Annotated in this window: 11 protein-coding genes and 1 pseudogene; 10 read left to right on the plus strand and 2 right to left on the minus strand. The window is 69.3% G+C overall.

The features are described from left to right. The 5 genes and pseudogenes from AC2VOK_RS20660 to AC2VOK_RS20680 all read left to right on the plus strand — a co-directional run. Positions 1 to 172 (plus strand): annotated as a pseudogene (locus AC2VOK_RS20660) (cutinase family protein); the annotation flags it as partial. A gap of 133 nt (positions 173 to 305) precedes the next feature. Beyond that, entirely contained in the window at positions 306 to 2,528 is a 2,223-nt protein-coding gene (locus AC2VOK_RS20665; RefSeq protein WP_428902107.1) for a xanthine dehydrogenase family protein molybdopterin-binding subunit, read from the plus strand. Continuing rightward, positions 2,525 to 3,382: an FAD binding domain-containing protein gene (locus tag AC2VOK_RS20670; RefSeq protein WP_428902108.1), complete on the plus strand. Its 858-nt coding sequence runs from the start codon at positions 2,525 to 2,527 to the stop codon at positions 3,380 to 3,382. Before AC2VOK_RS20665 ends, AC2VOK_RS20670 begins: the two co-directional genes overlap by 4 nt. Positions 3,383 to 3,386: 4 nt before the next feature. Continuing rightward, positions 3,387 to 3,878, plus strand: coding sequence for a (2Fe-2S)-binding protein (locus tag AC2VOK_RS20675; RefSeq protein WP_486944299.1), 492 nt, complete (start codon positions 3,387 to 3,389; stop codon positions 3,876 to 3,878). A gap of 223 nt (positions 3,879 to 4,101) precedes the next feature. Further along, a complete protein-coding gene (locus AC2VOK_RS20680) occupies positions 4,102 to 6,213 on the plus strand; it encodes a HelD family protein (protein WP_428902109.1) in 2,112 nt (703 codons plus the stop codon). Between the two features lie 138 nt (positions 6,214 to 6,351). On the opposite strand, the gene AC2VOK_RS20685 is transcribed toward AC2VOK_RS20680, so the two are convergent. Next, the gene (locus tag AC2VOK_RS20685; RefSeq protein WP_428902110.1) at positions 6,352 to 7,236 is read right to left on the minus strand and encodes a cyclopropane mycolic acid synthase family methyltransferase; all 885 of its coding nucleotides are present in this window, start codon (positions 7,234 to 7,236) and stop codon (positions 6,352 to 6,354) included. Positions 7,237 to 7,495: 259 nt separating this feature from the next. On the opposite strand from AC2VOK_RS20685, the gene AC2VOK_RS20690 reads away from it, so the two are divergent. Beyond that, entirely contained in the window at positions 7,496 to 8,614 is a 1,119-nt protein-coding gene (locus AC2VOK_RS20690) for a mechanosensitive ion channel family protein (protein ID WP_421531570.1), read from the plus strand. 182 nt (positions 8,615 to 8,796) lie between these two features. On the opposite strand, the gene AC2VOK_RS20695 is transcribed toward AC2VOK_RS20690, so the two are convergent. Next, positions 8,797 to 9,279: an ATP-binding protein gene (locus AC2VOK_RS20695; protein ID WP_428902111.1), complete on the minus strand. Its 483-nt coding sequence runs from the start codon at positions 9,277 to 9,279 to the stop codon at positions 8,797 to 8,799. A 113-nt stretch (positions 9,280 to 9,392) separates the two neighbouring features. On the opposite strand from AC2VOK_RS20695, the gene AC2VOK_RS20700 reads away from it, so the two are divergent. From AC2VOK_RS20700 to AC2VOK_RS20715, 4 genes are all read left to right on the plus strand, one after another. Next, positions 9,393 to 10,325: an LLM class F420-dependent oxidoreductase gene (locus AC2VOK_RS20700; protein ID WP_428902112.1), complete on the plus strand. Its 933-nt coding sequence runs from the start codon at positions 9,393 to 9,395 to the stop codon at positions 10,323 to 10,325. 152 nt (positions 10,326 to 10,477) lie between these two features. Then, positions 10,478 to 11,167 (plus strand): class I SAM-dependent methyltransferase, encoded by a 690-nt coding sequence (locus AC2VOK_RS20705; RefSeq protein WP_428902113.1) that lies wholly within the window; start codon positions 10,478 to 10,480, stop codon positions 11,165 to 11,167. Positions 11,168 to 11,264: 97 nt separating this feature from the next. Beyond that, on the plus strand, positions 11,265 to 12,122 hold the full coding sequence (locus tag AC2VOK_RS20710) for an LLM class F420-dependent oxidoreductase (protein WP_428902116.1): 858 nt from the start codon (positions 11,265 to 11,267) through the stop codon (positions 12,120 to 12,122). Positions 12,123 to 12,196: 74 nt separating this feature from the next. Beyond that, complete coding sequence (locus tag AC2VOK_RS20715) at positions 12,197 to 13,096, plus strand: SAM-dependent methyltransferase (RefSeq protein WP_428902114.1); 900 nt, start codon at positions 12,197 to 12,199, stop codon at positions 13,094 to 13,096. Positions 13,097 to 13,109 lie beyond the last annotated feature (13 nt).

The raw sequence follows: 13,109 nt of genomic DNA on the forward strand, positions 1-13,109 counted from the left end.
CGACGACCCGGTGTGCTCCGACGGGCTCAACTTCGCCGCCCACAACACCTACACCGACGACATCAGCATGATCGACAAAGGCGCCGCCTTCGCCGCCGGCCGCATCAACGGCACCCCCACCCCCCAGGCACCCGCACCGGTAGGCGGCTCCGGCGGCAACTTCGGCACCTGACACCAACTCACGGCCCTTCCCCGGAACACATGACAGCGTGCCGCTCGTTCGTCGAGCAGATGACCGTCAGCCCCAACGACACGGACCGGGTCGGCCGCCGCAACGCCGAGCGGCCCCTGTGAGCCGGCGGCCGATGGCGCCGACGATCGGTGCCCGCCTGCAGCGCCGCGAGGATCCGCCGTTGGTGCGCGGGGCCGGCACCTACGTCGGGGACCTGCGCGTGCCCGGCTGTCTGGAGGCGGCGTTCGTCCGCAGCGACGTCGCACATGGCGTGCTCACCGCCGTGGACCTGGCGCCCGCCCGACGACTGCCGGATGTGGCCGGCGCCTGGTCCCACGCCGACCTGCCGTCCCTCCCCGACACTCCGCCGATGCTGGATCCGGAGTCCGTGCGCGGGCGACCCTGGCCGGCCCTGGCCAGCGGGCGGGTGCGCTACGTCGGCGAACCCCTGGCGATCGTCGTCGCCGCCGACCGCTACCTGGCGGAGGACGCCCGGGACGCCACACGGGTCGACATCGCGCCGCTACCGGTCCTGCTCGACCCGACCGAGGCCGCCGGCAGCGCGGTGCGGCTGTTCCCCGGCTCCGACAATGTGGCGCTGCAGCGCGACTTCGGCGAGCCGATCGAGGACGCGGTGTGGTGCGACGCGGCCGTGGTGGTCGAGGCCGCCTACCGCCAACAGTTGCTCGCCCACACCTATCTGGAGGCCCGGGCGATCCTGGTGAACCCCCGCCCCGACGGCGGCATGGCGGTCTGGGCCTCGCACCAGGCGCCCCACCGGCTGCGCGCCGACCTGGCCGGCGCGTTCGGGTTGCGGCCCGATCAGGTTCGCGTCGTCGTGCCCGACGTGGGCGGGGCCTTCGGCGGGAAAAGCGAGACCTGGCCCGAATACCTGGCGGTGGTGGCGGCGGCGCGGCAGCTGGGTCGGCCGGTGCGGTGGTCAGAGGACCGTGCCGAGGCCCTGACCGGTCCCCCGCACGGGCGCGGCCAGAACCAGCGCGTCCGCATGGCCGCCGACGCCGACGGCCGCATCCTGGCCTACGAGTTGCACATCGACGCCGACGTGGGTGCCTACCCGCACACCGGCGCGATCGTGCCGATGATCTCCGCGATGATCGCAACCGGCGCCTACGCGATTCCCCGCGTGCACGTGCGCGCCCGCTCGGTCGTCACCAACACCGCGCCGACCGCCCCCTACCGGGGCGCCGGAAGACCGGAGGCCGCGTCGGCGATCGAGCGGACCGTCGAGCTGCTGGCCCGGCGGCTCGGCACGGACCCGGCGGACCTTCGACGGCGTAATTTCATTGCGCCGCAAGACTTTCCCTACGCCACCCCGACCGGCTTCACCTACGACAGCGGTGACTACGCAGGCGCCCTGGAGGCCGTGCTGCACGACCTGGACTACGCAGGGTGGCGCGCCGAACAGGCCGGCCGCCGCGACACCGGCGGGCGCCCGATCGGCATCGGCCTGTGCACCTACGTCGAACGCTCCGGCGTCGGTGCGGAATTCGGTGCCGTCGAGGCGTGCCCGGACGGGACATTCGTGGCGCTGTCGGGGTGCTGCGCCACCGGTCAGGGCCACGAGACGTCGTTCCCGCAGGTCGTCGCCGCCGTGCTCGACGTGGACGTCGACCGCGTGCGGCTGGTCGAACGCGACACCGCCGTGGTCCCGCACGGCACCGGTTCGTTCGCCAGCCGGTCGATGCAGATCGGTGGCGCCGCGCTATACCGGGCGGCCGGTGACCTCATCGACACAGCCCGGCATCGGGCGGCCGAGAAATGGGCGCTGCCCGTCGACGACGTCGGGTACGGCGGCGGTGAGCTGGTCGCCGGGGACAGGCGGATGACGCTGGGCGAGCTGGCCGGGGCGGGACAGCTGCGCGCCGACGTGACCACCGCGACGCCGGAGGCGTTCCCGTTCGGCGCCTACGCCGCGGTGGTGGAGATCGATCCGGACCTCGGCGACATCACGGTGCTGCGGATCGCCGCGGTGGACGACTGCGGCGTCGCGGTCAACCCGATGATCGTCGACGGCCAAAGCTACGGCTCGGCCGTGCAGGGCCTCGGTCAGGCGCTCTACGAGGACGTGCGCTACGAACCCGACGGGACCCCCGCCGCCCGCAGCCTGCTCGACTACCTGATCCCCACGGTCTCGGAGCTGCCGTCGCTGCACTTCGCAGCGACGTGCACCCCGAATCCGAACACGCCGCTGGGCGCCAAGGGCGCCGGTGAGGCGGGGTGCATCGGGGTGCCCCCGGCGATCGTCAACGCCGTCGCCGACGCGCTCGGCCTCGACGACCGGTCGGCGCTGCAGATGCCGCTGACCCCGTACACCTGCTGGAGGGCAGCACAGTGAAGCCCGCGCCGTTCGACTACGTCGCCGCGCAGAGCCCCCAGGACGCGGTGGCCGCGCTCGCCGACGGCGACACCTGCGTGCTGGCGGGCGGCCAGAGCCTGGTGCTCGAGATGAACTTCCGAACCGCGCGGCCGCGGCGGCTCGTCGACATCAACGGGGTCGCCGGCTTCGGCGAACTGACCCTCGAACCGGTTGCCTTGCGGGTCGGCCCGCTGGTCCGGCATCGCGCCTTCGAGTTCGACGCGGTGCCCGGCCCCCTGGGCACGCTGTTGCGGCGGGTCGCCCGCCACATCGGCCATCCGCCCATCCGCGCCCGCGGCACGATGGCGGGCAGCCTCGCCTACGCCCACCCGGCGGCCGAATGGCCCGCGGTCGCCACCGCGCTGGACGCCGAGATCGAGCTGCGCGGCCCCGGCGGGAGTCGCGTCGTGCGGGCCGGCGCATTCTTCACCGGCCCGTTCCGCACTGCCCGGCGCCCCGACGAGCTGCTCGCCGAGGTGCGCCTGCCGCTGCTGCCGGCCGGGACTGCCGTGGGCTTCGTCGAACACCGGCGGACACAGGCCGGCTTCGCGCAGCTCGCGGCGCTGGCCGCGGTCACCGTCGTCGACGGCCGGGTCGTGGCCGCGTCGGTGGGATTGGTCAACGCGGCCGACCGCCCGGTGCGCGCCACCGCGGCCGAGGCGGCGCTGACCGGCCGGGCGCTCGACGACGACGCCATCGCCGAGGCCGCCCGGGCCGCCGCCGACCACGACGCCGACCCGCGCCCCCAGCCGTACGCCGACATCGCCTACCAGCGTCACGCCGTGGGCGTGCTCACCCGGCGCGCACTCACCCAGGCCCGAGACGGGGCGTGAAGGCGTGCGAATAACATTGCGGGTCAACGGGGTTGACTACGTGATCGAGGTGCCGCCGCGCCGGACTCTGGCCGATGCGCTGCGGGAGGAGTGTGGGCTGACCGGGACCCACCTGGGCTGCGAACACGGCGTCTGCGGGGCCTGCACGGTGTTGGTGGACGGCGAGGCGGTGCGCTCATGCCTGATGTTCGCCGTTCAGTGCGACGGCCGGGAGGTCCGCACCGTGGAGGGCCTCGCCGCGCCCGACGGCTCCGACCACCCGCTGCAGGCGGCGTTCTCGGCCGAGCATGCGCTGCAGTGCGGCTTTTGCACCCCGGGCTTTCTGATGCTGGCCGCGGGCGCGCTCGAAAACGACCCGGGCATCGCCGAGGACCCGGAGCGGCTGCGGGAGTTGCTCACCTCCAACCTGTGCCGCTGCACCGGTTACGAGGCGATAAGGCGTGCCGTCGTCAGGGCCGCCCGAGGGGGCTCGTCGCAGCGCGACCGCCAGCAGTAGCGGCACGAACATCGCGGTGGTGGCGGGGGAGGCACCGACCAGATCGCAGCCGATCGTGAAGGCCACCACGGGTTTCACCGGCACACGCGAGCCTACTCTGACGTAATGGTAGGGTTTGGGGCCGGCAGGGAGCCGCCTCAGTCCCGGTGGAGTCCGCCGGGCCGGCAGGGGCCGTAAGCACCTCTTGCGGCGGACTCGGCGGAACCCAGAAACGGAGATCTGCTTGACGAACATCGCCGTGCGCGACGAGCGCCGAGAGCGAGAGTTCCTGGCCCAGACGGTGGAGCTGCTGACTGCCGAGCTGGAACGCCTCACCGACTCCGTTGACACGTCTGCCAGAACCATCCGCGAGCATAAGGAACACCTGTGGGTCGCCCGGCGCGACATGGACTTTGCCGAGAAGGCCACGTTCCGGCAAGACATCAATATGGAGGTGGCCCTCGGTCAGCGGGCGGTTCTCACCCGGGAACGGGTCAAGCGGCTTCTCGACACCCCTTACTTCGGCCGGGTCGATTTCCGCGCCGACGGCGATACCGACGCCAGTCCGTACTACGTCGGCGTACACCATTTCTTCGACCCAGAGACCCACGAGGTCCGGATCCACGACTGGCGGGCTCCCCTGTCCAGTCTCTTCTATGACTTCGAAATGGGCGCAGCATCTTTCGAGGCCCCCGAGGGCACCAAACGCGGCGAAATCATCGGCAAGCGCCAGTACAAGATCCGCGGCGGGCGCTTGGAGTACATGTTCGAAAGCGCGCTGAACATCGGTGACGATGTCCTGCAGCGGGAGTTGAGTCAGTCCACGGACGACAAGATGCACAATATCGTCGCGACGATTCAGCGCGAGCAGAACGCATTGATCCGCAACGAGACCGCCGAGGTGCTGATCCTTCAAGGGGTGGCGGGCTCGGGGAAAACGTCGATCGCCTTGCACCGGGTCGCATTCCTGCTCTACCGCTTCAAAGACACGCTGTCGTCCGACAACGTCATGATCCTCTCACCGAACAAGGTTTTCGGCGACTACATCGCCAACGTGCTGCCCGAGTTGGGTGAGGAGCAGGTCGCCGAGATCGACTTCGACAGGATCGCCGGTACATTCCTGGCCAGCGTCACTGACTACGAGACGTTCAGCGAACAGGTGGTCAACCTGCTGGACCACGTCGACGACGCCGCGGCCGAACGGATCCGGTACAAGTCCACATCCGATTTCGTCGCCTCCCTCGACGAGTGGATCGACTCGTGCACAAATGATTTCGCGCCCGCGGAAATCAAGCAGGGGACCAATCGGCTGTCCGTCGAGTGGGTCTCCGCGACGTTCGATGAGTGGCACACGCTTCCGGTCTTCGCGCGGCTTGACCGCGTGACCAACACCGCGGTGCAGGTACTCAGGAGCCAGGTGCTGGACAGGGGCCGTACGTGGTCGGCCGCCGACACCAACGGTGTCCGCAAGCAGGTTCGTGCGATGTTCCCGTACAAGAGCGCACTGAGCATTTACCGGGGCTTCTTCGCCTTCTCCTCCCGCCGTGGCCTGTTCAAACCGATGGGACGCAGGAAGATCGAGCACAGCGACGTGTTCCCGCTGGTGTACACGATGATCAAGACGAACCGACTCGAGAATTACGGCCACATCCGTCACCTCATTGTCGACGAAATGCAGGACTACACACCGATCCAGTACGCGGTGTTGCGAAACCTGTTCTCGTGCAAGATGACCATACTGGGTGACTCGAACCAGTCGGTGAACCCGTTCAGCTCTTCGTCACTGCCGGTAATTCGCGGCGTCTTCCCGGGGGCCGACTGCTTGGAGCTGTGCAAGAGCTATCGCTCCACCATCGAGATCACCGATTTCGCGCAGAACATCTCCCGGAACGACATGCTCGTCCCGGTCGAGCGGCACGGCCTACCACCCCAGCTGATCGCTTGCCAAGACCGGCACAACCAGCGGGCGGAGATGCTGTCTTTGATCGGTCGGCACAAAAACGGCGATCACCATTCCCTGGGCATCGTTTGCAAAACGGTCACGCAGGCGGAAGCGTGGCATCGCGCGCTGACCGAGGCCGGTGTCGAGCTGACCCTCCTGGACTACGAGAGCACCGCGTTCGCCGGCGGCATCGTTATCACCTCTGCACACCTCGCCAAGGGACTGGAGTTCGACGCGGTGATCGTCCCGCAGGTGGACGACGACAATTACGCGAGCGAGATGGACCGGTGCATGCTCTACATCGCCTGCACCCGGGCCATGCACGAACTGCACCTGACCCACGATGGAGCTCCCTCGCGCTTCTTGCGCTTCACCCGCGATCCAGAAGGTTCCGCGCTCGCGCAGGCCGGGTGATCCTCCCGTCCGAAGCCGCGGTCGCTAACGCCGATTCCGGTGGCGGCGCCGCGGACTGTCCGGGCGCCCCCTTCGCCCTCGGCTGAGGAAGGGGACGCAGCTGCAAACCGCGGCAGTGCGAGAGCCAGGCCGCGCCAATCAGCCCTTGGCGAGGGTGAACTGTGCGATGTCGGTGTAGCCCTCACGGAAAAGGTCGGCGCAACCGGTCAGGTACTTCATGTAGCGGTCGTAGACCTCCTGGGACTGGATCGCGATGGCCTCGTCGCGGTGCGACTCGAGCGCGCCCGCCCACGTGTCCAGGGTGCGGGCGTAGTGCAGGCGCAGCTGCTGGACCCGCGTGACGGCGAATCCCGCGGCACCCGCGTGGAGCTTGACGGTCTTGGCGTTGGGCAGGTCCCCGCCCGGGAAGATCTCGTCCATGATGAACTTCATGAACCGGATCTTGGTCATGGTGAGGGGCAGTCCGCGCTCGGCGAACTCCTCGTTGCTGGGCTTGATGATGGTGTGCAGCAGCATCACGCCGCCGGCGGGCAGCGCCTCGTAGGCCATCGTGAAGAAGTCGGTGTAGCGGTCGCGCCCGAAGTGCTCGAAGGCACCGATCGACACGATCCGGTCCACTTTGCCGCCGAATTGCTCCCAACCCTGCAGGAGTACCTGCTTGCTGCGCGCCGAGGGATGCTTGTCGAGGCGTTGTTGCACGTGCGCCCGCTGGTTGCGGCTCAGGGTCAGGCCGATCACGTTGACGTCGTAGCGCTCGAGCGCGCGGATGATCGTGGTGCCCCAACCGCAGCCCACGTCGAGCAGCGTCATGCCGGGCTCCAGCCCCAGCTTGCCCAGCGACAGGTCGATCTTGGCGAGCTGCGCCTGTTCCAGGGTCATGTCGTCGCGCTCGAAGTAGGCGCAGCTGTAGGTCTGGGTCGGATCCAGGAACAACCGGTAGAACTCGTCGGAGAGGTCGTAGTGGGCCTGCACGTCCTCGAAATGCGGTTCCAAGCCGGCGGTTTCGTTACGTTCTTCGGGCAACTGACACCTCGGATTTCGTATCGGGTACCGCGGCGTGCGGTCGACACGGACCGACGCGCTGTCGTGCTATTGTATCTGGCCGATTCGCCTGGGACCCCAGGCTGGCGACGGGGTGGCCGGAGCGGCGGTTGCCGCGACCCTGGCGCGCGACCCCGCTCTTGAACGGGAAGCGCTTCCTCTCGATGTTTCCTGGTTGGCGGGCATGGGGAACCTCTAGCAGCGACCCGTGCTGATCCCCGATTCAGGAGCAGACTTCTTCGTGCCTGAAGCGATCCGACTCGAACCGGTAAGCCACGTGGCCGTCAATGCCGCCTGGGTGGCCGGCGCCATGGCGGTCGCCTACGGCGTCGGGATGGCGCTGTCGTGGCTGTTGCAGCGCATCAAGGGCCGCAGCGCAGTCATCGACGACATCGACGAGCTGACGCGGGGTCCGGTGCGTGCGACCCTGATGATGATCGCGGCCAAAACCGCGGTACACCACGTGTTGCAACCGTCTTCGGCGTGGCGGGATGGCGTCGACCACCTACTGGTGATCGCGCTGATGACGACCAACACCTGGCTGTTCGCCAGCCTGATCCTGGTCGCCGAACGGCGCGCGATCGCAAGCTTCGCCGGTGGCGACAAGGCGATGACCGACGCCGACCGACGCCGCCGCAAGGTCCGGACCCAGATCACTCTGCTGCGCCGGCTGGTTGTCGCCCTGGTCGTGGTGTTCGGCCTCGCGTCGGTGCTGATGACCTTTCCGGCCTTCAGCAACATCGGCAAGACGCTGTTCGCGTCCGCCGGGCTGTTGTCCGTGGTGGCAGGCCTGGCCGCGCAGACGTCCCTGGGGGCGGCGTTGGCCGGGATCCAGATCTCCTTCTCCGATGCGATCCGCGTCGGCGATGTCGTGGTGGTCGAAGGCGAATGGGGCCGCATCGAAGAGATCACGCTGACCTACGTGGTCGTGCACATCTGGGATGAACGGCGGCTGGTGCTGCCGTGCACCTACTTCATCAAGACGCCGTTCCAGAACTGGACCCGCAACGCCACCGCGCTGCTGGGCACCATCCACGTCGATGTCGATTTCACCGTGCCGCTGGACGCCATGCGCGCCGAGTTGGACCGCCTGCTGCGCGCCGACGAACTCTGGGACGGCCGCTCCGGCGTACTGCAGGTCATCGATGCGGTGGACGGCTCGGTGCGGGTGCGCATCCTGGTCAGCGCCGCCGACGCGGGTTCGCTGTTCGACCTGCGATGCCATGTCCGCGAAGGCATGGTCACCTGGCTGCAGCGAACCCAGCCGGGGGCGTTGTTGCGCCACCGACTCGAACACGCCACCGCCCGTGCCCTGGAAGGGCCCGACGGCGCCCATGACGCGCCCATCCGAGAGCGCTGACGGCAAAAAGTTCGCCGATCATTCTGCAGCAGAACGTCTTCGGAGATCCGGTCGCCGAGCGGAAACGGCCGGGCAGCTCGGACCGCTGTCCTGTCGCGGCATCCCGCACGGTCAGCCGCAGCCGGGGCACCTGGAGACGGCGTTGCAGGATCTGCAACGCACGGAAAGCGGGAGAGAAGGGGTCAGGGCACCAGCATTGCCGAACGGGAGACACCGCTGGGCGGCGCCGGGCGGGTGGGCCCGGTGGCGTAGTCCAGGAGCACCGTGGTTCCGCTGGGCCGGGCACTGATGGTGCAGTGGTCGGCGACGCTGTGCATCAGCATGATGCCGCGCGACGCGCCGGGGTCGTCGGCTTTCCTGGGCCGCGGCCGCTGCCAGGTTCCGCGGTCGCTGACACACACGCTGATGCGCTGTGCGGTTAGATCGTGGCCAACCTCGAGCCGCATGGTGCCGATCGCGTCCTGACCGCAGTAGGCATGCTCGACGCAATTGGCCAGCGCCTCGTTGACACCCAGGATGATGTCCTCACGCACTTCCGCCGACAAACGCGCCATCTTCTGCAACCACCGCCGCACGGCCCGGCGCATTTGCGCCGCGGTCACCGCGTCCGCCGCGCCGGCGCAGACCAGTCTTCCGAGAGCGGCCGTCGGGGAGCGTCGGTCCATGTGCGTGACATACCCATTTCTGGACGGCGCGCTAACCTTGCAGGTCTCAGTTTGGTCACAGACGCGTGCAGGTTCGGGTTCGGCCGCACCACCACGAGACACCGAAGGTTGCCATGGAATTCCGCGTTTTCGTCGAGCCGCAGCAGGGCGCCCGTTACTCCGACCAGCTCGCCGTCGCCCGCGCCGCCGAGCAACTCGGCTTCGCGGCCTTCTTCCGCTCCGACCACTACGTGGCGATGAGCGGCGACGGTCTGCCCGGACCGACCGATTCCTGGGTGACGCTGGGCGCCCTCGCGCGCGAGACGTCGAGCATCCGGCTGGGCACCCTGGTGAGCTCCGCCACGTTCCGTTACCCGGGACCGCTGGCAGTCGCGGTAGCCCAGGTCGACGAGATGAGCGGCGGGCGCGTCGAACTGGGCCTGGGCAGCGGCTGGTTCGGGAAGGAACACCAGGCCTACGGCATCCCGTTCCCGCCGCTGCGGGAGCGCTTCGACCGGCTCGCCGAACAGCTGGCCATCGTCACCGGGTTGTGGACCGCCGAACCGGACACGACGTTCGACTACTCCGGCGAGTACTACCGGATCGCCGGTTCGCCGGCTCTGCCCAAGCCGGTCCAGCGTCCGCACCCGCCGATCGTGATCGGCGGCCTGGGCCCCAAACGCACCCCGCGACTGGCCGCGCGGTACGCGGCCGAGTTCAACGTGCCGTTCCAGCCGCTGAACGCCGCCCGAACGCAGTACGGGCGGGTGGCCGAGGCAGTCGCCGCGGCGGGCCGGCCGGCCGACTCGATCGTCTACTCGGCCGCGTTCGTGGTCGGCGCCGGACGCGACGACGCCGAGGCCGCCCGGCGCGCCGCCGCGATCGGCCGCGACGTCGACGAGCTGCGCTCCGAGAGCCCGCTGGCCGGCACGCCCGGCGAGATCGTCGAGAAGCTGGGGGCGTGGCACGACATCGGCGTGCGGCGCGTCTACGCCCAGCTGCTCGACCTCTCCGACCTGGAACACCTGGAGTTGTTGGCGGGCGCGGTCATCCCCCAGTTGCGCTGACCCGGCGCCCGCGGTGGTCGGGCGCCCCGCCGTCGCGACCGAGTGCAACAGCCCGGCGCGTTGAGCCCCGCCGCGGATCGGGAAGCCGACCGCGGCCGCGCGGTATATCAACTGGCTTGATATTCAATCAGGTTGCTTGATATAAAGGGTTCATGTCGCAACCAACTCGAGAAATGTTCGAATCCGCCTACCGGGGCGAGGCCCCGGAAATGGGTGAGGGCAACCGGCCGCCGTGGAGTATCGGCGAGCCGCAGCCCGAGATCGCGGCGCTCATCGCCGCCGGAAAGTTCCACGGCGACGTGCTCGACGCCGGCTGCGGTGAGGCGGCGGTGTCGCTGTACCTGGCCGAGCGCGGGTTCACCACGGTGGGCCTGGACCAGTCCCCCACCGCCATCGCCCTGGCCCGCGAGGAGGCCGCCCGCCGCGGCCTGAGCAACGCCACGTTCGAGGTCGCCGACATCAGCGCCTTCACCGGCCATGACGGCCGGTTCGGCACGATCGTCGACTCCACGCTGTTCCACTCGTTGCCGGTCGGGCTGCGCGCGGGCTACCAGCGCTCGATTGTGCGCGCGGCGGCGCCGGGCGCATCGTATTTCGTGCTGGCGTTCGACCGCGCGGGGATGCCGGCCGACGGTCCGGTCAACCCGGTCACCGAAGCCGAACTGCGCGAGGCGGTTTCCCCGTACTGGGTGGTCGACGAGATCCGGCCGGCACGCATCCACGCCAACCTGCCCGACAACGTGATGAAGAACCGCGAGTCGTTCGTCGTTGTCGACACCCGCGACGAGGGCAACGGCCGCAAGTCGATGCGGGCGTGGCTGCTGTCCGCGCACCTCGGGTAGCCGGCCCGCCCGATTGCCCGCCCCGAAAGCGGGTACCTGCCCGGAAGTAATCTCGTTACGGGGAAAGCAATGGCGGTGGAGCATGGTTGAACGTCGGGTGCGTATCGGAGTGGTGTTCCCCCAGACCGAGCTCGGCGGCGAGCCCGCGGCCGTGCGCGCCTACGGCCGGCGCGTCGAAGAGCTCGGGTTCACCCACATCCTGGCCTACGACCACGTGGTGGGTGCCGACCCGCGGGTGCACCGCGAATGGCAGGGCCCCTACGACATCGACTCGACGTTTCACGAGCCGTTCGTCATGTTCGGATACCTGGCCGCGGTGACATCGCTGGAGCTCGTGACCGGCATCATCATCCTGCCGCAGCGGCAGTCGGTGCTGGTGGCCAAGCAGGCCGCCGAAGTCGACCTGCTCACCGAGGGGCGCTTCCGGCTGGGAGTGGGTCTGGGCTGGAACGCCGTCGAGTACGAGGCCCTCGGCGAGAATTTCCGCGACCGCGGCAGGCGCTCGGAGGAACAGGTCGAGCTCATGCGCAGGCTGTGGACCGAACGCTCGGTCACGTTCTCGGGGAAGTACCACACCGTGACCGCGGCGGGGCTGGCCCCGCCGCCCACCCAACGGCCGATCCCGGTGTGGTTCGGCGCGGCCTCCGACCGCGCCTATGAACGCGCCGGGCGCCTCGGTGACGGCTGGTTCCCGATGATGGAGCCCGGCCCCAAGCTCGACCGCGCACGCGAGCAGGTCAACGCCGCGGCGGCGGCCGCGGGCCGCGACGTCGGCACCCTCGGCATGGAGGGGCGGATCAGCTGGACCGGCGACCCGGACAAGGTCGCCACCGACCTCGAGGCATGGAAGGCCGCCGGCGCGACCCACGTCTCGGTGAACACGATGAACGCCGGCCTGGCGACCGTCGACGAGCACCTCGCGGTCCTCGAACGCGTCGCCGCCGACGTGCAGTAGCGCCGGCGCGCCCCGCGCACCGGTATGCTTATTACATCTAATTAGTTGATCGCTCGCGGAGAGAGGTTCATCGGATGAGTCGCACGGAGAATGACAGCTGGGATCTCGCGTCCAGCGTCGGCGCCACCGCCACGGCCGTCGCCGCATCGCGGGCGACGGCATCCCAAGGCCCGGACTCGCTGTTGAACGACCCCTGGGCCGACCCGCTGGTCCGCGCGGTGGGCATCGACACGTTCATCAAGCTCCTCGACGGCGCGATCCAGCGCACCGACGATCCCCTGCTCAACCGCCGGGCCATGAACGAACAGATCACCGTGCGCACCCGGTTCTTCGACAATTTCTTCATCCAGGCGGGCGGCTCCGGCATAAGGCAGGCGGTGATCCTGGCCTCCGGGCTCGACACCAGGGCTTACCGGCTGCCGTGGCAGGCGGGCACCGTGGTCTACGAGATCGACCAGCCCGCGGTGATCGAATTCAAGACGCAGACGCTGGCCGGGTTGGGCGCCGAGCCCGCCGCGCAGCGGCGCACCGTGGCGATCGACCTGCGCGACGACTGGCCGGCGGCGCTGCAAGCGGCCGGCTTCGACGCCGGGCAGCCCACGGCGTGGAGCGCCGAAGGCCTGCTGGTGTATCTGCCGCCCGAGGCGCAGGACCGCCTGTTCGACAACATCGCGGCGCTCTCGGCGGCGGGCAGCCTGATCGCCACCGAACACCTGGACCTGCGGCGCATCCCGTCGGACTGGGCACAGAAGCTCACCGAGCGGTCGCGGCGCCTGGGCTCCAACATCAACCTGGCGGAGTTGTTCTACACCGGCGACCGCAACACCGCCGCCGAGTACCTGGGCGGCCACGGCTGGCAGGTCGACATCCGAACGACCGAGCAGGCCTACGCCGAGAACGGCTTCGCGCTGCCGGACGACGACCTGGCGTCGTTCGGCGACGCGTCCGGCTACCTGACCGCGACCCTGGCCTGACACTCTCGACCGG

The organism is Mycobacterium sp. TH-M116 (assembly GCF_057473685.1).

What these genes read in the sequence shown, in the direction of transcription:
- AC2VOK_RS20700 (WP_428902112.1), top strand. Translation starts at nt 9,393, where the DNA reads ATGGAATTCCGCGTTTTCGTCGAGCCGCAGCAGGGCGCCCGTTACTCC.
- AC2VOK_RS20705 (WP_428902113.1), top strand. Translation starts at nt 10,478, where the DNA reads ATGTCGCAACCAACTCGAGAAATGTTCGAATCCGCCTACCGGGGCGAG.
- AC2VOK_RS20665 (WP_428902107.1), top strand. Translation starts at nt 306, where the DNA reads ATGGCGCCGACGATCGGTGCCCGCCTGCAGCGCCGCGAGGATCCGCCG.
- AC2VOK_RS20695 (WP_428902111.1), bottom strand. Translation starts at nt 9,279, where the DNA reads ATGGACCGACGCTCCCCGACGGCCGCTCTCGGAAGACTGGTCTGCGCC.
- AC2VOK_RS20715 (WP_428902114.1), top strand. Translation starts at nt 12,197, where the DNA reads ATGAGTCGCACGGAGAATGACAGCTGGGATCTCGCGTCCAGCGTCGGC.